Here is a 19745-nt window from a genome sequence, read left to right as displayed (position 1 = left end):
CTGTAGCAACCAATTGTTTTAACCAGATTTCAAATAAAAACATATCAAGTTTTTTAAACCATCTAGCAATACTCTCAATCACAGCTAGAGCCATAAATTCAGTATCATCTAAATCAAACCATTTTATCGCTGATATTTTCGCAAATGGTATAATTCGTTGAATGATTTTCTCCAGCATAAAAGTGAACGAATACAGTATCTGTTCTATCATGATTATCTGTAACAACTAGATCGGGTTGTTGCATTTGGATATTTAGCTCCTCATTAAGCTCACAAATAATAGTTTGTAATAGTGACTCTACATCATCTATCTTACCACCTGGAAAATATTAAATAGTATTATCATGCACTCTTACAAGAAGGATTTTATTATCCTTGACACAAACTAAAGCCAAAGTTTTTTACTATTGTTATATTCTTGAATATAAAAACTAATAATCACAAAAAATAAAAATATCTCTAGTCTAAAAAGCATTGTTGAAATTTTTCTATAAAATATACTGATTGAAATTTTAAAGATTTTATTTTTATTATGAATATAGTCGAATATGCTAAAAGCCGTTATACAACAAAAGCTTATGATCCAACAAAAAAGTTAATAGCCGAGCTAATTCAGCAGATAAAAGATATTCTTAAATTTACACTATCAAGTGTAAACCCCAACCTTGGCACTTTATCCTAGCTACTTCTGATCAAGCAAAAGCTAAAATTGCAAAAGCAGCTGAAAATATTTATCCTAAAAATGTAGCAAATATTAAAAACTGTGCTTTACTCATCGTACTTTGTCTTAAAACTAATCTTGATGATAACTATCTCGAAGAACTCTTAGCTCAAGAAAGAAAAGATGGGCGCTTTTATAGTGCTGAGTTTGAAAAACTTCAACAAGCAGCGCATAAGAAATTCACATCTCATATATAAGTTATAATCCTAAAGATCTACAACACTGGGCTAAAGAACAAGTTTATATTAGTCTTGGCAATATTTTATTTGGTTTAGTTGCTCTAGAGATAAATGCTACACCAATCGAAGGTATCGAGCCATATATGCTGATTTAATCTAGCAGAAAAGGGACTTAAAACCTCTGTGATTGTCACTGTTGGCTATAGTTCTGAAAATGATTTTAATGCTAAGCTGCCTAAATCAAGACTTCCTGAGGAAAAAATCTTTACTGAAGTTTAGTTATTAAATCTATCTGGAAATAGAAATATCTCAATGAAAACTAATTTAACTAAGACAACATCGCTTGATGATATGCGTAAAGTTTATTATCGTAGAGTTTACTATGAATCATGATCATGGCAAGAGCGAACCCTAAAATATAATCAATAAGATTTTAATAACTATCTTTTTAGGTAAAAAGTCCTTACAGATATACAACACGCCTAAAGACTAAAATCGTATAAATCCCTTTAGTATTTGCTCCTATAGGTTTACTAGGTATGCAACATGCTGATAGTGAGATATGCTGCTAAAGTGGCCAAAAGTTTGGAATACCTTTTACCATATCAACTATGTCAAATTGTTACAAAAACAATGGATAAGCCTATGATTATCAAAAGTATTATGTATGGACACTCAAGATGCTATTTTGGTACAAAATACTGGTGTTGATGCAATCGTTGTCTCAAATTATGGTGGTCGCCAGCTTGATGATGCTACTTCGAGTATATCGGTTCTAAAAGAAATCATTGTTGCTGTAGATAGCAAGCTTGAGGTTCTTATTGATAGTGGGATTCGTAGTGGTCAAGATTTACTCAAAGCAAAAGCCCTAAGTGCAACAGCTGGCCTAATCGGTAGAGCTATGGTCTATGGTGTAGGTGCTTATGGTAAAAAAGGTTCATAAAGAGTATTAAAAATCTTTTATCAGAAATGGATAAAACTATGGCATTTTGCAGTCATACTGATATCAACAATGTAGATAAAACAATTTTGATAAAAAGAAATATTAAGCAGCCAAATAAATATAATATCCCATCAGAAACAAGATGCTAAATAAAGTATAAAACTATGATTGAAATTATCATCGAAGCTATCAATAACTTTTTGTTCGTATCAAATACCGCAAAAATAACAGCAAAAATCATAACACTAAAGCCTGATATTTTTATTGCTCCATATATAGATGTCCAAACAAATCCATGTGGCTATAAAATATTATAAATATATTCAGATCATATCAAATATACTGCCGCATAGTCTATAAAAATACCAGCAACAAACCAAAATATCACCATAAATAAAACTTTTAAGAAGTAATCAAGTAATACATATACTTTTTTATACTAAAATACTATTTTTGCTAAAATTTATAACCTAATTGGGTCACAATAAAATTGCTAAAGATTAAACTAGAAAATTAATTGTTTCAATATAAAAATTAGTTAGATGGCTTGTTATAAAAGAATATTCGTGGAGATATAGAAAGATAGGTTTTATCATTAAATTCTCTTAAGTATAAGAGAGTGTCTTAGTAATCCATACTTTTGGAGCCGCTGGACACTAAACTTTGGATTCTTTTTACTTTTTATATGCTTGGTATATTTCATACAATCCTTGTACTTCAAGTAGTGATTATATTGATATTGGGATCCAATTCAGTATGCTCAATAAAGTCATCTGTAAAATCAGGAGTTATTACCAGAACCTGTGTTACATTTCTTCCGTATTGCTCACACAATGCTTTCTCGTGTTTCTTTATTTAACATAGAAATTTTTCTATTAATAGGTTTATTTTCTTACTAGAAATATTCCTCTTATCTAAGCACTTAGGATTTTCAATAGCTACAACAGTAATATATTTTTAATTGATTCAGCTACAGTGGAAAAAGGTTTTTCCTTAAATTTATAATGTTGATAATCAATATTATTAGAAAAAAAGATTGTACTTCATACACAACCATCTTATTTTTTTCTGATTTAGAATCTGTAATGCTGTAATCAATAACAAACCTTTGCTATAAAGAATTTGAACTGGGAAATATAGGCATCACTAGGCTTACCATTAACATAAATAGATTTATTTTTCACGTAAATATCCCACTAATTCTTTATATCGAAAACTTTTTCTTTAAGAGTTTTATAGCATCTCCAACTATATTCTCATCAAAATTTAAATGACAATATTCTATATTAGTAAGATATTTAAGATTTTCTTCCTTTATTTATAAGTTCGTATTTATTTTTTGGGTACTCTACATATTTTTTTCTATCACAGTATTCATAATTCCAGGAGTATCTGCGTATTATAAACTTTTCCACGTAGCATATTTCAAATCTCTATCAACACTACCTGCATTTATCCGACTAACCCGCATACCTTTTATTTTCTGAGTTTCTCCTCCATTAATTGAATCTACTATAGGTAGAGCATCTCCTTGCAAAGACCTATTTATATTATATAACCCGCCGCCATACTTAATAGCAACATATTTTATATCTTCATTCCAAGTGTTATATTGACCAGTTTCTACTATTTTATCTAAAATGGATAACTAGTTTTGAACATTAAATTCTCTATTAAATATTCCACCATACTTAAGTTCTGCTTTAAGACAATATGGTTTTTTTGATGGTTCAAATTTGGTAATCGTTATATAATCTAAAAGCTGGCTAAATTCTTTTTGTTGTTCCTCAGGAATATTATAAATTACCGTCAAAAAAATTCCTAACTCAATACTCTGCAGTTATTATAAGTAAGTCTGGATAATATACTTTAAATTCATCATCAAATAAAAGATCATATCGTTTATTTTTTTCTCTTTGTAACTCATTAATAGCCTCGGCATATTCCGATATCATATTTACTAATTGACCTCTAACAGCATAAAAACCTTCTTTCTCATATAGATCTTAAATATTCATTAGAGTAAGATAAAGACGGTAGTCCTACAAAAATTATTGATAGAGAAATAAGTTTAAGTAATATTTTTTTCATTTGTAATTCATTCTATAAGTTTACAATTAATTATATGTACTTCTTATTATGAATAAGCTTTTGTAAAAATTAATTATAGTAAGCAGGATATTAAGTAGAAATTACTATAAGTTTGTCAAAAACTAGACAAAAATATTATATAAAAGGGAATAGTTTAGATAATCTAATTCAAAGCCTCTTTCTTATCTAAAGTCTTAGCATAAAGCTCTTGATACTTAGCAAGCTTTTCTTGCTCTGCAGCAACTACAGCCCCTGGTGCATTTGATACAAATCTTTCATTAGATAGATTCTTCTCAACTCTAGTTACTTCACCTTTTAGCTTGTTTAGCTCTTTATCTAATCTTGCTTTCTCAGCTTCAATATCAACCAAACCTGCTAATGGGATATTTAGTTCAAGCCCCTCAACAATTTGTGATAAAGATGTTGGTGGATTATCATTAAACTCAATATTATTTACTCTCGCTAAAGCTTTTATAAATCCTTCAGTTTGCGCTAGATACTCTTTATCCTTATCTTCAACATCTTTAACAATTAGAGAAATCTCTAAAGATCGCTTGATACCCACTTCACTACGCATATTACGCAAAGTAGTTACAACATTTTGTAGCCATGTGATAGCTTTTTCAGCTTCTGATGCCCCTAAATCTTGATTAACTACAGGATAAGATACATCCATAATTGTATCTTTAGCATCATATAAGTGTGCTTTTAACTGCCGATAGATACTCTCTGTAATAAATGGTATAAGTGGGTGCGCTAATGCTAAAATATTCTCTAAAACCTTAGTAAGTGTATACTTAACACCATTTTTTTGGCTTTGAGATAGTGACTCATCTTTCAAAGCAACCTTAGCAAACTCTATATACCAGTCACAGTAGTTATTCCATACAAGGTCATAAATAGTATTTGCTACCAAATCAAAACGATAGTTAGCAAGGTATCTATGTACATCTGCAATTGCTGTGTTCAAAACACTCCAAATCCACTTATCAGCAACACCTAACTCATAATTATCACAAACCTTATAACTATCAATATTCATCATCACAAATCTTGAAGCATTCCAAAGTTTGTTACAGAAATTACGATAACCCTCAACTCTCGTAGTATCAAAGCTAATATCACGCGATGTAGAAGCTAATGCTGCATAAGTAAATCTCACTGCATCGGCACCATAAGCACTTATACCTTCTGGGAATTCTTTCTTAGTCGCTTTCGCAATCTTTGCTTTCATTTGTGGTTGCATTAGACCCGTAGTTCTCTTCTTAAGTAACTCATCTAGCGAAATACCATCTATCAAATCTACAGGATCTAAAACATTACCTTTAGATTTTGACATCTTCTGACCTTCGCTATCACGGATAAGACCAGTAATATAAATATCTCTAAATGGCACATCATTCATAAAATACATGCCAAACATCATCATTCTAGCAACCCAGAAGAAGATAATATCAAAACCTGTTACCAGCACACTTGTTGGATAGTATTTTACAAGCTCTGAAGTCTTCTTAGGCCAGCCTAGAGTACTAAAAGGCCATAGTGCCGATGAAAACCATGTATCAAAGACACTTTCATCTTGCTTGATAACCAAATCATCAGCTAGATTATATTTAGCTCTAATATCAGCTTCATCCTCGCCAACATATACATTATCATCTTCATCATACCATGCTGGGATTCTATGCCCCCACCACAGCTGCCTTGATACACACCAGTCTTGAATATCTCTCATCCAAGCAAAATAAGTGTTTTTCCAGTTATCAGGCACAAATCTTACATCACCCTTCTCTACAGCTTCGATAGCTGGTTTTGCAAGTACATCAGCTTTGACAAACCATTGTTTAGTTAGATATGGCTCTAACACTTCGCCTGTTCTATCACCTGTTGGTACTTTCAATGCATGTGGCTCAATCTTATCTAAAAGACCTAAAGCTTCCATATCAGCAACTATTTGTTTACGCGCTTCAAATCTATCTAAGCCTTGGTATTTTGATGGTACATTGGTATTTAGAGTCGCATCATCAGTTAAGATATTTAGCATAGGTAGATTATGTCTTTTACCCATTTCATAATCATTAAAATCATGAGCTGGAGTGATTTTGACACAACCTGTACCAAAATCTTTATCAACATAATCATCAGCAATAATTGGAATCTGTCTATCTGTAAGTGGTAGATTTATCATCTGACCAACTAAATGCGTATATCTCTCATCTTCGGGATGAACTGCCACTGCCATATCACCAAGCATTGTCTCAGGACGAGTTGTCGCAATTATGATTTTCTCATCACTATCAGCTATCGGGTACACAAAATGCCAAAGCGAACCTTGTTTATCTACTTGAGCAACTTCTAAGTCTGATACCGCTGTCTTTAGTTTAGGGTCCCAATTTACTAATCTCTCACCACGATATGATAAATCATCTTCATATAGTTTGATAAAACATTTCTTAACCGCATCAGAAAGACCATCATCCATTGTGAATCTCTCACGATCCCAATCTGGAGATGCTCCAATTCGACGCATTTGCGATGTGATAGTGCCACCTGATAGCTCTTTCCATTCCCAAACCTTGCTAACAAAATTTTCACGCCCTAAGTCATGTCTTAAGATCCCTTGAGCATTAAGCTGTCTTTCAACAACCATTTGTGTAGCGATACCTGCATGATCAGTACCTGGTTGCCATAGAGTATCTTTGCCAGACATTCTGTTGTAACGGATAAGGATATCCATAAGTGTCATCTGAAAACCATGCCCCATATGCAAAGTTCCTGTGACATTTGGAGGCGGTAACATTATTGTATAAGTATCTTTTGAATCAGTATTACCACAAGCAAACTTACTTGTTGTTTCCCAGTTTTGGTAGTTTGATTGTTCAATTTCTTTAGGATTGTAATTTTTATTCATTTCTTGAGTCATTTATAACGCCGTAAATATCTAAGTTTATAGAAAAAATTAATGCCAATAATTTTAGCAAAGTTATCTTAAAAGTACTATTATTGACTAATTAAATAATATTAGTTGTTGCATTATTAAGTAATCCGCTTATAGCTTACTAACTATATTTAATTATCTTGAATGGTAGTTATCTCTAGGTTAGATTTTTTATAGTAAACATACTTTTTACGCGAAGCTTGCAGTGCTCTATCTTCTTGATAGACAAACTCTTTTAGCTCTTTGACTTTAACTCGCTGTGGATCGACAGCTACTTCCATAATATTGATTAAAACATCATACCCTGTTGTGATAAATAAATTATCAGTAATAATTATTGGGATATTTTTATATTGATTATACTCTCTAGCATTTATAGCGCAATGATGCGGTATAAAAGAGTCTTGCCCATCTTGCCATAGTTTATCATCAAGTTGTTTCGCAATAACTGTAGGCGCTAAAATTGCAATTGTCTTTTGCAAACTATATTCCTTGACCACTGCAGCAATTAAGATATCTAGCATTTGATTAATATCTTGTGTTTGTAAAACTCTAAACTCTACTTTCATCGCAAATATAGTTACTCCAAAAAAATTAAATTTAATCAAAAATATTATTTGTGATACTTAAATGCTGCTTTTAATTTGCTAATAAACTCACTACCTAAGACAAAGAAACTAGCTATAAATATAATATCACCACTAAATAAAATAACAATTATATTTAGTTGACCAACCTGCTGAACCTTATCAAACAACAGTATCATCTTAGTAATTAAAGTCGAATAAATTAAACTAGCAAAGAACATCACTAAACCTATAACATGCCTTGTCCGACTAATAGGTGTTTGGCTAGCAAATGCAGACTTAAAGACTTTTTTATTACTGCTTTTATTACATCAATTATCACTCTACCTAAAAGCATCACAGACACTACAAATATTCCTTCTGCACTAATAAGTAATATTGATGAAGCAGCTTAGATAACTAGATGTAGATAATCCCATAAAAGGCATAATAGCGAAAACTACTAATATATGGCACAAATGATAAAATAAACAGCAATATCCTTAAATCATATTTCCAGTCTTTTTTTTATAAAACTACTTATTGCTTAGTTATTGATGTTTGTATAGCTATTTTTAATGCCTGTGCGGTATCATCAGTACTCATACTAGGCATATCTGTTTTGTCTATAACCTGCTATGGTGCGTATGGTACATGTATAAATCCAGCTATTTTATTAGAATATTCTTTGCTGAGTACTTCTAGTAGGTGATATATTACATGGTTGCAAACGTATGTACCAGCTGTATCAGATATATATGCTGGAATACCTTGTACTTACATCGCCCCTTGAATTTAATAAATTGGTAGCTTAGAGAAATAAGCATTTTCACCAGTTGCTGATATTTTGATATTTTTAGGCTGATAGTTATCATTATCAGCAATCCTAGCATCATCAACATTTATTGCTACTCTTTCAATAGATATTGCCGCTCGACCACCTGCTTCGCCAACAGCAATAATCACATCCAGGGTTATATTCTTTAATTAAGCTGTCCAACCTATCAACAGAGCCCTTAAATGAAACTAGAAGTTGTTTTTTGATGATTTTAGCCCCATCAATATTATCAGGAATTTGTTTAACTGCTTGCCAAGATGGGTTTATCTTCTCACCACCAAAAGGAGCAAAACCTGTTATAAGTACAGTTTGTGAATTTGCTGAAACAGCAAAAGCTAATAATATAAATATGCTTAATAAAATTTTTTTCATAATCACCTACTCATATAAACCTTTAACTAAATTATCAGATTTTGTTTTAGCACTTTTGGTTGTATTTCTGATTAAATTTAGTAGCTCATGATAGTGTTAAAATCTTTTGCAGCATATATTGCAGCATTTAGCTCTTTTAAAATATCTTTTAGATGTGGAAATACTTCTGCAACCTCAAGTAATGAAAATATTTGCTTATCAACTTGAGTATTAGCCCAGCCAATAATTGCTCTTTGTAGCTGAATATTATCTTTGTTAGTACAAGCTTTTTTCATCTCTTTTAAGCCAGTAACTTTTTGATGTAGATCAGCTTGCTTTTCACCAGCTTCTGTAGTGATTTTTTTGTGACTTTACACTTTATAAGCAATATAAATGTTATAAACCATAAGATAAAAAGCCCTATGGCAACATTACGCCAAAAAGTATCTTTAACGATCTTTTGTACAATTTGTGAAGATAATGGCTGACCATTAGCAACAAAACTAGAGTTTGGGATATTACCTTTTTGAACATCAAAAATTTTAGTATCTATACTAGCTACTTTTGATTTATGATTGTCAACATCAAACCACTTAAGCTTGATTGCTGGAATAGTTGCTTTGCCTTGTTTAACTGGCATATAACCAATTTTATAGGTAGCAACAAGTTAGTTGATCAGCCTGCTCGATATCTTGTAGCTCTGGTTTTTCAGGGTAGACATTAAAAGTATTAGAGGATTTGAACTCTAGCTTTGGAATATCATTACTTAAGACGCCTTTTGCTTTAATCTTGACAGTTCTAGTCAGAAGCTCACCTTCTTTTATATTTTTGTCAGTAGACCAATTATCGCTAATTTGCACATCAGCTGCTGGAAACCAATCATTGATACTTATATCATTTGGAATCGATTTAACCTTGAGAAGTTTTGCCTCTGTCGAGAAATATTTTACTCGAGTACCTAGCTGCCCGAAAGTATTTGGAATTGTTGCTTCTAAAACAATAGCTGGCACACGTATAGTTCCTGTAGTATTAGGGATTATCAAAAAGCTTTCTTCAACAACATCATACATCTTACCATTAATACGTTTTTGATAAGTTTTTCTATGATTAGTTTGTTTTATTTCAGAATTTTTTATATCAAACGGCTTAGGCTGTAGGCTTAGAATAGGTATTGCATAATATAGCCTCAAAGTGTATAAAACTGGCACATTAACATAAGTTTCATCTGTAGCTAATGAGCTTATGGCAAACAAATCCTGATAATTACTCTCTTCCTCATTTGAGAGCTCTTTATCAACCTCTATACTTATCGGTTTTGTACTTTGGTTACCAACTTTGATTGCTGGTATTGTTAGCTTACCAGTTTTATTTGGCATAAGAGTTACAATCATTTTAAATTGAGAGCGCTGTTGCCCATTGATAATAATGGTTTTACTACTAGTGCTAGTATTGTAGACGGTAAAATCTTTATCTAAAACATCTAAATCTGGTTGTGTATCAAAGTTATACAAATGCAACACTAGTTCAAATGTCTCGCCTTTTTCAAGATGAGTTCTATCAACACTGGCTGCGACATTAGCATAACTTAGATTCAAAATAGCTACTGGTAGTATAAATATACTTATTAGTTTAAACAACTTAGTTTTCACGCTTGTCTCCTATCATTCTCCGGTAGTCACGTGTAAATTTATTTTTAAGAAGTCTACCAGGATCATCATCTATCATTGATAAAAGCTTATTTGCTTCCTTATTATTAAGTTCTTTTTGGCGCTGATCGATTTTAGCTTGCTCATTCTGGTTTTGTTGATCTTGTTGATCCTTATTATCCTTATTATTATTTTGTGAATTCTGCTGTTGCTTTTGTTGTTTTTCTAGCTCTTTAGCAATCTCTAAATTATTTTTTGCATCTTCAAAATCTGGTCTTTTTTGATAGCTTGTTTATAAGCATCTATTGCCTTGGCGTACTCTCCAAGATGAGTAAGTGAGTTTCCCTGATTATATAACCCATTTGCTGAGCTGTCTTTTTTAAATTCTTCATAAGCTTTTTGATAATCTCCAGTTTTATAATAAGAACCTCCTTTCCAATTACTATTTTCAAAAGCTTGCGCAGCTTTTTTGACATCACCGTTATTATAGTAATTCATACCCTGTTGATCTTTTGTCAACCATAAATCATCCCACTTACTTGCTAGGCAAATACTTGGCATTAGTAACAAAATAACCATTAATTTTCTTAGCGACATACTCTCTCCAAAATACCTCTTCTAAAAAGAAATAGACTCAAAATAGTCACCAACCATATAAAATATATACCCTCATCTTGCCAGAAAATATTTGCTGACTGCTCTTTTGACTCTTTTGTAGTGCTTACTTGCTGTTCTGATAATAAGCTTTTAATATCGCTATTATTAGCTGTTAGCGTCACTAATTTTCCAGCCCCTGCTCTTGCTAAGGCTTCAAGCTTATTTAAATCAATACCAAAGTATTGAATATTTCCCTGACTATCTTTTAGATAATTACCTTTTTCATCCTTAGCTATACCTCCCATAGGAGTTCCTATTGCATAAACATCAATTTTTATTCCTTTTTGTGCAAGCTGCTTTGCTTCACTTACTGCTTGTAGAGATGGTGATGAATCTGTTATTAAAATTATTTGTCCTCGCTGTGCTCCAGCTTGCTCAATTAGCTGCGCTGATTTTTTGAGAGATTTATAGATATTATGTCCTTGTACTGGAACTATATCTGAGTTAATTACCGTAACAAGATTTTCAATAGTATTAGCGTCTTAAGTAAGTGGTGATACCACAAATGGCTCACTTGAGAAGACTATCATACCGACTTGTCCTTCTTTTATCCGACGCAGAATGTCAAATATCTTATACTTAGCTCGCTCTAGCCTACTTGGTGAAACATCTGTAGTATCCATAGATTGCGAAACATCTAATGCTATAACTCTTGATATGTTTTTTTGGTAAACTGGCACATCCTTGTATTTCTAAACTGGTCCAGCCAAACTAAAGATAGCGACAACCCAAATAAACAAAAGTACCAATGGTATAAGTAATTTTTTTGGTGCCGATTGCTGACCAACTAGTATATGCTCTAATAAATGGCTATCACAATACTTAGCCCAGCCGTTTGCTTGTGATAAATGCTTCAAAAGCAATATCACAAAGATCACGGCAGGAACAATAGCTAAAAGCCACCAAGGTCTTAAAAAATGAAAAGTCATTTTAATCCTCTCCTGCGTTTTAACCATATAGCTGCCATCATAAAACTCAAAATCAATGCTAAACCAAGACTCCACGGATACAAATATGTCACTGGTCTAACAACAGTTTTATTGGATTCTATTGGCTCAAGTTTATCTATCGACTCATATACTTTCTTAAGGTCACTACTATTTTGTGCTCTAAAGTATTTACCTCCAGTCATTACAGCAATTTTCTCCAAGATAGTTGTATCAAGGTCCTCAGAAGTATTTATCAATCTTTGGCCAAAAGTAGTCTCAACAATCATCTGACCACCACCTAAACCAATAGTATAGATTTTTATATGATACTGTTTAGCAATTTCTGCCACTTGCAGTGGTTGTAGTATACCAGAATTATTCTTACCATCAGTTAGTAAAATTAAAGCCTTAGAATCACCAGGATATTTTTTGAGCTTTTTAACCGCTAAGCCGATGGCATCACCGATAGCTGTCTGTGGTCCTGGTAAAGCAACACTAGCATCATCAAGCATTTTTTTGACTGTAGTAATATCAAAAGTTAATGGTGTTTGTAGATATGCTCTAGTTCCAAAAAGTATCAAACCAACTCTATCACCCTTTCGTGTATCGAGAAACTGATTAGCGACACGCATCACTAGATCAAGCCTTGACTCCATTTGTCCATTAGGTTTTTTCATATCTTGGATAGCCATACTTCCAGATAAATCTATAGCCATGATTATATCTCTACCACTTTGAGGTAAACTAATCGGTTTACCTAACCATTGTATACCTGACCCTGAGATAATCAAAAGTATCCAAATAGCGCTTAGTAGATATTTAAGATAATTTGCCCTCTTGAAATTATATTTACTAGCATTATCAATTTGAGATTCTAGTTGTTCAAAAAATGGCGTTTTCAAAGCTAACTGTTCATCTTGCCTTGCTCTTGGGATCAACCAATAAGCCAAAAGTGGTAAAATAATCAAAGCCAAAAACCACTGATATTCTACATTTATCATAGAACTCTCCTTAACCACTGTTCTGCCACAGCCATAATTTCATTCAATGTCGCTCTATCTAGCCCAACTGGCTTATAGCTATTCTCAAGCATATTAGCTTTAGTATTTTTGAAATTTTGTTGCTTAAGTTTTGCATCTAAAAATTCAAGCCATTGCTGACTGTGCAAGGTTTTAACTGGTTCACTAGGAAACTTTTGCAAAGCTACTCTTTTTAGATATACCGAAATATCTTGTAGAACTTCTCTAGGCTTTTGCTGATAAGTATTTTCGATAGTCTTTCTAAAATCATTTATTATTGAGTCTTTATACCGCTTTGTTTTTTGCGCAAATGTAAAAATACCAAACTAAAGATAATAACCAAGATAACTATTGCTAAAAGTAGCCACCAGCCATAGGCTAATGGCCACCATTTAGAAACTTTCTCTGGCAAATAAATATCCTTTAATTGCGCTAAAAGATTATTAGTTTGCATAGCTAGCTATCCCATAATTTATTGTTTTAATTAAATCATCATTTGTTGCTACTTCAATAAAGCCTGTTTTATTCTTACGCGAAAAATCTTTTATCTCAGTGTATCTATTTTGATATAAATTTTTATAAATACTACTTTGCTGCTTACTAGCAGTATCTAGAGCGACTCTTCGCTTACCATCACTGAAATAATAAGTATCTAAGGCTGGTAATTCTTTTTCTATAGGATCATAACTAAAAATATTGATTATGGCATTCTTAGCACTTAAAAGCTTAAGATATTGTTTTGCTTCTTGATTAAAACTACTGAAATCGCTAATCACGATCACAACACTATTACTACGAATTTTTGCATAAAGAAACTTTATCGCATCAGCAAGCTTTTTATCTGAATTTAGCTGATATTGTTTGGTATCACTAGCAACAAAATTAAACATTTTCACTAAAGCTGACTTATCTTGTTTCGCAGTATAAAAGTTCTAGCTTTTATCATCAAAAATAATACCTCCAACTTTATCATGCGCATCTAACGCTCCAAAGCCAAGCAAAGCTAAAATATTTGCTGCCTTAACACTCTTAAAGCACTCTTTAGTACCAAAATTCATTGTAGTATTTTGATCTAAATAAAATAAAGGTTACGTTCGTGCTCCTCATGGTAAACTTTGGTATATGGTTTACCAAGTCTTGCAGTCAAAGCCCAATGCATCAAACGTATATCATCACCTGCTTGATAATGCCTAACCTCATCAAAATCCATACCACGACCTTTAGTCTTAGAAACATTATTGCCAGCATTAGTGGTATTTACCCTTTGATTGGCAAATAGCTTTAGTACTTTAGCTTGGTAGCGATAGCTTAAAAGCTCCTGGATATCAGGCTTGACACCTTTATAATTTTTCATCTAGACTAATCTCTACGGGATAGGCACTGCCTTTAGTAATTCGGTAATAACATCATCACTAGTTACACCATCAACATCAGCCTCAAAAGTTAATAATATCCTACGGCGTAGGACTTCATAAATTACCGCATGAACATCACTAGGAGAGACATAATCATTACCTGAAAGCCACGCGTGTGCTCGTGCCGCTCTATCTAAAGCTATAGTACCCCTAGGACTAGAGCCAAATGCAATCCATTTTTTGATATTTTGATTATATTTTACAGGATCTCTGGTGGCTAATATTAGCTGAATAATATATTGCTCGAGTGCCTCAGAAACTTGGACATTTAGCACTTCTTTTTGTGCTTTAAAGATAGTTTCTTGGTGAATATTAGGATGTTTTAGCTTATGTCCTAGTGCCTTACCGCGACTTATAGCCAAGATTTTTGCCTCTGTTTTAGGATCTGGATATTCAACCTTAACAAACAGCATAAATCTATCTAATTGCGCTTCAGGAAGTGGGTAAGTTCCTTCTTGCTCAATAGGGTTTTGTGTTGCCATAACCATAAACAAATTAGATAGTGGGTAGGTTTTTTTACCAACTGTTATTTGCTTCTCGCCCATTGCTTCAAGTAGTGCAGATTGCACCTTGGCAGGAGCCCTATTAATCTCATCAGCAAGCAATAAGTTATGCAATAATGGTCCAGACTGAAATTCAAAGCTTTGTTGTTGTGGTATGTAAATTTCTGTACCTGTCAAATCCGCAGGTAAAAGATCAGGGGTAAATTGTACTCTATGATATGAGCAATCTATACTCTCCGATAATGTCTTAATAGCTGTTGTCTTAGCTAATCCAGGTGCCCCTCCACAAGTAGATGCCCTCCTGCTAATAAAGCAATTAATAGCCGCTTATTAAGATTTTCTTGACCAACAACACGATTGTTTAAAAATTCTAATAATTCTTGAAAATGATTATATACTGACACAGATTTCCTCCAAAATCTCAAAGTACCTTTGTAGAGTATAGAGTCTGTTATTAGTTTTTCAAGAGCTTAACTCTGATATAGTTAATTTACAAAGAAATACTATTATAAAATCTAAACATTAAACTATAAATGAAGCACGACAATGAAAAAAATTAAACTTTTAGCTACCTGTATATTAGCTACATTTACTCTTGTAAGCTGCTCAAATAACGCTAGCCTTTATAATGATTTAAACTCTGCTGGCGATTCTATTGTCAGATTCGTGAACGGCACATTTTCTGCTGAACTTTATAATACTAGTTTACAAAGCGTTTATAACGCTACGCTACTAGCACTAAATAACAGTAATATCTATGGTGTAAAGAATAATACTATCAATAGTCAACATGCTGAAATCACTGATACTTATGCTACAGATAAAAATTTCTTTAACAAGTCTGGGGAAGATAGTTTTGCTATTAGACTTGTTAAAGATAACAAAGACACTATCAATTTATTTATCAAAATAGGTAAGCTTGGTGATAAGCAAGCATCGGTAGATCTACTTGCAAACATCCAAACTAACTTAGGTATATAACTATCAATGTCTTCTAAAATCCCTAAAGTATTATCTATTCAGTCACATGTGACCTACAGTTATGCCGGTAATAAAGCAGCAGTTTCCCAATGCAAAAGCTTGGGATAGAAGTCTCACCAATATACACAGTACAGCTTTCAAACCATACTCAGTATGATTTTTATAAAGGATCTTTCTTTAGTACTGAAGATATCCAAAATGTTATCAATGGTATGATAGTAAATGGTTTTTTAGCGCAACAAAATGCCATCTTATCTGGGTATATTGGTAATCTAGAGATTGCCAAGGTTATTGCAAATACAGTTGTAGAGCTTAAAAAATTAAACAGCAACAGTTTATATTGCTGCGACCCTGTCTTTGGTGACAAGTATGATGAAGATGAAAATGGGCATATTTTTGCATCTGCTGATCATCCTAATATTTTTTTAAGTCACTTATTACCTTTATCCGATATTATTACACCTAATCTATTCGAGCTTAGTATTTTGAGTGATTTTCAGATAGGCAATTATAATAATATTATTACAGCTTGCAAAAAACTCATTAGCAAAACAGACAACCATAACCAAGTAATAATCATAACTAGTGTTTCGTTTAGTAACGATAAAACTGGTATAGCTATATACCAACATGATAACTTCTCATATCTTGAATCTCCTAAATACAAAGTTCAATCTAAGGTTAGCGGCTCTGGTGATATTACAGCAGCGATGTTTTTAAGTTATCTGTTAAAAGGTAAAGGCCTAGAAGAAACTCTTAAAGCAGTGACACAATGCTTAGATGGCCTTTTTAGAGTAACTAAAGAATTAAACACCGATGAGCTAGCCTTAATTCAGGCACAGGAGTATATTAATAATGGATCGTTATAGTAAAATCACAAATGTACATAACTATAAAAGAGAGATTGTCCTGCTTAAAAGTCGTCCTTGTGCTTATGGTAAATGTACATTTTGTGACTATATTTTAAACAACTCTAGAAATATCAATGAGATCAATGCTATAAATTTTGAAGTTTTAGAAAACGTTACTGGTGAGTTTAGCATATTAGAAATAATCAATTCTGATAATGTTTTTGAACTTCCTCAAGCAACCAAACAGCGTATCAAAAAAATAATAAAGAAAAAAAATATCAAGCTGCTTTTCGTTGAAGCACACTGGATGTATAAAGACCATCTACATAAAATTAAAGATATATTTGAGACTGACATCTTTATAAAAACAGGATTAGAGAGTTTTAATAATGATTTTAGGGAGAAACTCCTTAACAAAGGTTCCTATCATGATTCACCCCAACAATTAAGTCAACTTTTTGACTCTGTGTGTTTATTAATAGGTGTCAAAGGACAAACCAAAGAGATTATCAAAAAAGATATTGAAATTGCTAAGAGATACTTCAAATATATTACTTTGAACCTATATGTAAATAACACTACTGCCATTAAAGCTGATGAGGAATTTAAAAGCTGGTTTTTAAAAGAATATAAACAGCTATTTCAAGATCCTCAATTTGAAATACTTGTCAGTAATACTGACTTTGGTGTCGGTGGCTAAAATTCAAAGATTGCTGTAAAAATATCTTCTAATCTGCTATGCTTGATTGATACGAATTAAATTCGGGAGAAAGTGTTTGCAATACACTCTAAAACAAATATCTCAGCATTTAGATGCAAAATTAATCAATGAGCCAAGTGTTGAAGTTATTATTTCAGGGCTTAATTATGCTGAACAAGCAAAAGAAAATGATCTAACTCTTATTTATAAACAAGAACATATTAAGCTCTGGCAAAATTCAAAAGCTGCTGCTGTTATTGTAAGTAAAAAAATCAGTGATGAATTAGCACAAGTAAATGATAAACCTCTAATCGTAGTCAATAATGCTGATTTAGCTATGGCTAAAATATTAGAGCTTTTCTCTGTACCATACCCAGAACAAAACGGTATCCATGAAAAAGCTGTAATAGACCCAACTGCTAAAATTGGTAAAAATGTCTCTATTGGACCAGGGGCGTATATCGGTAAAAATATCGAGATCGGAGATAATACTATTATATATGCCAACGTATGTATCTACAACGATGCAAAAATTGGTACTAACTGTATTATTTGGCCAAGTGTGACAATCCGCGACAGAACCATCATAGGACATTTTTGTAGGTTATACTCAAACTGTTCAATCGGTTCAGATAGGTCACAATGTAATTATCGGCAAAGGTTGTATGATTTGTGGACAAGCCGGTATTAGTGGTTCAGTCACCATAGGTGATGGTGTTATAATCGCGGGTAATGCTGGCATCAAAGATCATACAAATATTGGAAATGGCGCGTGTATTGGTGGTAAAGCTGGAGTTATGTGGGATGTTCCTGCTGGTGAAAGCCATATGGGCTATCCTGCCTACAAAGACAGTGAACTTGCCAAACAATGGATTGCAATTAGAAAGCTTCCTGAGACAATGAAAAAACTCAAAGCTATTGCTAAAAGCCTAAACATAGATCTTTAATAATACACTTGTATTAATCTATTTTGAAATATCTATCTTTAAAAGACTATTTTTAGTCGCACAAGATTAAGTCTATCCAAATGGATTCCTCTCGAGCTTTGCAAAACAAGGTTTCGACTCCACTCAGCTGGCTTTATTTTCTTATATATTGATAACCTTTTTCAATTTGTAGATTACCAAAACCTAATTTATTGGCTTTTAGAAAGATATTTATTAGTAAATATTTTTAATACAATTTTTTATTATTAAATTAACTATCACTAACCCATAGTCAGACAAATAGCTGTAATAACAATGATCGAGAATTTAAATACAGTTTTAGCAAAAATTCTGTCTGTATCTTTTCTATAAGATAGTACAGATTTATATAACCAAAATAGCGCTACAAGCATACACACAACAAACGATAACAAATCTGCACTACCAAGCAGTCCTGGTAAAGCGCATGAGACCACAAACAGTACTAAATAAAATAGTATAATTTTTTTAGTATATGTTATGCCTTTGACTAGAGGAAGCATCGGCAACTTAACTTTGCTATAATTATCCATATATAGCATTGCTATAGCATACGAATGCGGAATCTGCCAAAAGAATAGGATTAAAAATAAAGCTAAAGCATTGTAATCCAAAGCATTAACCACAGCTGTATAACCAGCTACTGGAGGGATAGCTCCTGAGATACCGCCTAAAACTGTAGCATGTATGGTTAAGCGTTTTGAAACTGTATAGACACCAACATAAACTATAAAACCTATAATTATAATCCATAATGTTAATAGATTTACTAAATAATATAAAACTAAATAACTTAATATAAGCAGTAGCGACCCATATATAGTTGCTTGAATTATAGAAATATCTCCAGTAACTAAAGGACGCTTTTGCGTGCGTGTCATACTATTATCAATATCTTTATCATAAATATTATTAAAAACACAGCCTGACGCAATCATTAATGCAACACCTATCATTACATAGACAAACAAAGGCAGATATTCAAAACCTATTTCTCGATGTGTAGCTAATAAAAAACCACCTGTAAGAGTAATAAGATTACCAAAAATAATACCTGGCTTAGCCAATTGAAGGTATCTTTTGAAATACATAGTAAGAAAAATATTTAAAAAAAGAAAATTACATCATCATGTCATGTAAGTCAAACATGATCCACATAGTACCAGCAACTACAATTAGAACTATGAAAATTGCAAACACTGCACTTACTAGGTTCCAACGTGCTTTTGAATCTGTGCTTAAATGCAAGAAAAACACTAATTGTACAAAAAGTTGTATTACTGCTAATATTGCTACAGCTACACATAAAGCCACTGGCGATAAAAGCTTAAATCCAACTAAGGCAAAAGCTATTGTAGTAATAACTACAGATAACACAAAGCCTTGTATATAGCTTTTATTAGTACCGTATGCAGCACCTGTATCATGGTCATATAAGTGTTCTTTAACCAT

The 19745-nt window shown here is 32.6% G+C and carries 10 protein-coding genes and 14 pseudogenes; 7 read left to right on the top strand and 17 right to left on the bottom strand.

The window, feature by feature from the left end; all coding sequences use genetic code 11:
* Positions 1-46: 46 nt before the first annotated feature.
* Positions 47-395, bottom strand: a pseudogene (locus C9379_RS02935) (NUDIX domain-containing protein); the annotation flags it as partial.
* Between the two features lie 137 nt (positions 396-532).
* Here C9379_RS02935 and nfsB point away from each other — a divergent pair.
* Both nfsB and C9379_RS02925 read left to right on the top strand, forming a co-directional pair.
* Positions 533-1179 (top strand): annotated as a pseudogene (nfsB, locus tag C9379_RS02930) (oxygen-insensitive NAD(P)H nitroreductase).
* 33 nt (positions 1180-1212) lie between these two features.
* Positions 1213-1992, top strand: a pseudogene (locus C9379_RS02925) (alpha-hydroxy-acid oxidizing protein).
* Here C9379_RS02925 and C9379_RS02920 read toward each other — a convergent pair.
* From C9379_RS02920 to pcp, 7 genes and pseudogenes are all read right to left on the bottom strand, one after another.
* Positions 1989-2234 (bottom strand): annotated as a pseudogene (locus C9379_RS02920) (hypothetical protein). The pseudogenes C9379_RS02925 and C9379_RS02920 sit on opposite strands and share 4 nt — an antisense overlap.
* A 1257-nt stretch (positions 2235-3491) precedes the next feature.
* Entirely contained in the window at positions 3492-3656 is a 165-nt protein-coding gene (locus C9379_RS02915) for a hypothetical protein (protein WP_318263324.1), read from the bottom strand.
* A 13-nt stretch (positions 3657-3669) separates the two neighbouring features.
* Complete coding sequence (locus C9379_RS02910; protein WP_318263323.1) at positions 3670-3798, bottom strand: hypothetical protein; 129 nt, start codon at positions 3796-3798, stop codon at positions 3670-3672.
* A 299-nt stretch (positions 3799-4097) separates the two neighbouring features.
* Entirely contained in the window at positions 4098-6857 is a 2760-nt protein-coding gene (locus tag C9379_RS02905) for a valine--tRNA ligase (protein WP_143384847.1), read from the bottom strand.
* A 146-nt stretch (positions 6858-7003) separates the two neighbouring features.
* Complete coding sequence (locus tag C9379_RS02900; protein WP_143384846.1) at positions 7004-7441, bottom strand: DNA polymerase III subunit chi; 438 nt, start codon at positions 7439-7441, stop codon at positions 7004-7006.
* A 44-nt stretch (positions 7442-7485) separates the two neighbouring features.
* A pseudogene (locus tag C9379_RS02895) lies at positions 7486-7939 on the bottom strand (transporter suffix domain-containing protein).
* A gap of 39 nt (positions 7940-7978) precedes the next feature.
* Positions 7979-8576: pseudogene (gene pcp / locus C9379_RS02890) on the bottom strand (pyroglutamyl-peptidase I).
* On the opposite strand from pcp, the gene C9379_RS02885 reads away from it, so the two are divergent.
* Entirely contained in the window at positions 8482-8739 is a 258-nt protein-coding gene (locus C9379_RS02885) for a hypothetical protein (RefSeq protein ID WP_318263357.1), read from the top strand. The pseudogene pcp and the gene C9379_RS02885 overlap by 95 nt on opposite strands.
* On the opposite strand, the pseudogene C9379_RS02880 reads toward C9379_RS02885, so the two are convergent.
* From C9379_RS02880 to C9379_RS02850, 7 genes and pseudogenes are all read right to left on the bottom strand, one after another.
* Positions 8655-10276: pseudogene (locus C9379_RS02880) on the bottom strand (BatD family protein). The gene C9379_RS02885 and the pseudogene C9379_RS02880 overlap by 85 nt on opposite strands.
* Positions 10266-10870: pseudogene (locus tag C9379_RS02875) on the bottom strand (tetratricopeptide repeat protein). The pseudogenes C9379_RS02880 and C9379_RS02875 overlap by 11 nt, the downstream one beginning before the upstream one ends.
* A pseudogene (locus C9379_RS02870) lies at positions 10861-11859 on the bottom strand (vWA domain-containing protein). The pseudogenes C9379_RS02875 and C9379_RS02870 overlap by 10 nt, the downstream one beginning before the upstream one ends.
* A complete protein-coding gene (locus tag C9379_RS02865; RefSeq protein ID WP_318263322.1) occupies positions 11856-12860 on the bottom strand; it encodes a VWA domain-containing protein in 1005 nt (334 codons plus the stop codon). Before C9379_RS02865 ends, C9379_RS02870 begins: the two are co-directional and overlap by 4 nt.
* Positions 12857-13332 (bottom strand): annotated as a pseudogene (locus C9379_RS02860) (DUF4381 domain-containing protein). Before C9379_RS02860 ends, C9379_RS02865 begins: the two are co-directional and overlap by 4 nt.
* A pseudogene (locus C9379_RS02855) lies at positions 13322-14232 on the bottom strand (DUF58 domain-containing protein). Before C9379_RS02855 ends, C9379_RS02860 begins: the two co-directional pseudogenes overlap by 11 nt.
* Before the next feature lie 12 nt (positions 14233-14244).
* Positions 14245-15200, bottom strand: a pseudogene (locus tag C9379_RS02850) (AAA family ATPase).
* Positions 15201-15342: 142 nt separating this feature from the next.
* Here C9379_RS02850 and C9379_RS02845 point away from each other — a divergent pair.
* From C9379_RS02845 to C9379_RS02830, 4 genes and pseudogenes are all read left to right on the top strand, one after another.
* Positions 15343-15777 (top strand): DUF3568 family protein, encoded by a 435-nt coding sequence (locus C9379_RS02845; RefSeq protein ID WP_143384844.1) that lies wholly within the window; start codon positions 15343-15345, stop codon positions 15775-15777.
* 6 nt (positions 15778-15783) lie between these two features.
* Positions 15784-16646 (top strand): annotated as a pseudogene (gene pdxY / locus C9379_RS02840) (pyridoxal kinase).
* Positions 16633-17328 (top strand): radical SAM protein, encoded by a 696-nt coding sequence (locus C9379_RS02835; RefSeq protein WP_143384843.1) that lies wholly within the window; start codon positions 16633-16635, stop codon positions 17326-17328. The pseudogene pdxY and the gene C9379_RS02835 overlap by 14 nt, the downstream one beginning before the upstream one ends.
* A gap of 76 nt (positions 17329-17404) precedes the next feature.
* A pseudogene (locus C9379_RS02830) lies at positions 17405-18275 on the top strand (UDP-3-O-(3-hydroxymyristoyl)glucosamine N-acyltransferase).
* A 260-nt stretch (positions 18276-18535) separates the two neighbouring features.
* On the opposite strand, the gene cyoE reads toward C9379_RS02830, so the two are convergent.
* The gene (cyoE, locus tag C9379_RS02825) at positions 18536-19384 is read right to left on the bottom strand and encodes a heme o synthase (RefSeq protein WP_143384842.1); all 849 of its coding nucleotides are present in this window, start codon (positions 19382-19384) and stop codon (positions 18536-18538) included.
* Positions 19385-19412: 28 nt separating this feature from the next.
* A complete protein-coding gene (gene cyoD, locus C9379_RS02820; protein WP_143384841.1) occupies positions 19413-19745 on the bottom strand; it encodes a cytochrome o ubiquinol oxidase subunit IV in 333 nt (110 codons plus the stop codon).

Origin of the sequence: Francisella-like endosymbiont, from assembly GCF_003069505.1 — a bacterium.
Taxonomy (GTDB): domain Bacteria; phylum Pseudomonadota; class Gammaproteobacteria; order Francisellales; family Francisellaceae; genus Francisella.
This window is presented reverse-complemented; position numbering and strand designations above follow the sequence as displayed.

Bases quoted from the DNA above. Each gene is read 5' to 3' on its own strand.
- C9379_RS02885 (WP_318263357.1), top strand. From the start codon at position 8,482: ATGATTTTAGCCCCATCAATATTATCAGGAATTTGTTTAACTGCTTGC.
- C9379_RS02910 (WP_318263323.1), bottom strand. From the start codon at position 3,798: ATGATATCGGAATATGCCGAGGCTATTAATGAGTTACAAAGAGAAAAA.
- C9379_RS02900 (WP_143384846.1), bottom strand. From the start codon at position 7,441: ATGAAAGTAGAGTTTAGAGTTTTACAAACACAAGATATTAATCAAATG.
- cyoE (WP_143384842.1), bottom strand. From the start codon at position 19,384: ATGTATTTCAAAAGATACCTTCAATTGGCTAAGCCAGGTATTATTTTT.
- cyoD (WP_143384841.1), bottom strand. From the start codon at position 19,745: ATGGTTAAAGAACACTTATATGACCATGATACAGGTGCTGCATACGGT.
- C9379_RS02905 (WP_143384847.1), bottom strand. From the start codon at position 6,857: ATGACTCAAGAAATGAATAAAAATTACAATCCTAAAGAAATTGAACAA.
- C9379_RS02835 (WP_143384843.1), top strand. From the start codon at position 16,633: ATGGATCGTTATAGTAAAATCACAAATGTACATAACTATAAAAGAGAG.
- C9379_RS02865 (WP_318263322.1), bottom strand. From the start codon at position 12,860: ATGATAAATGTAGAATATCAGTGGTTTTTGGCTTTGATTATTTTACCA.
- C9379_RS02845 (WP_143384844.1), top strand. From the start codon at position 15,343: ATGAAAAAAATTAAACTTTTAGCTACCTGTATATTAGCTACATTTACT.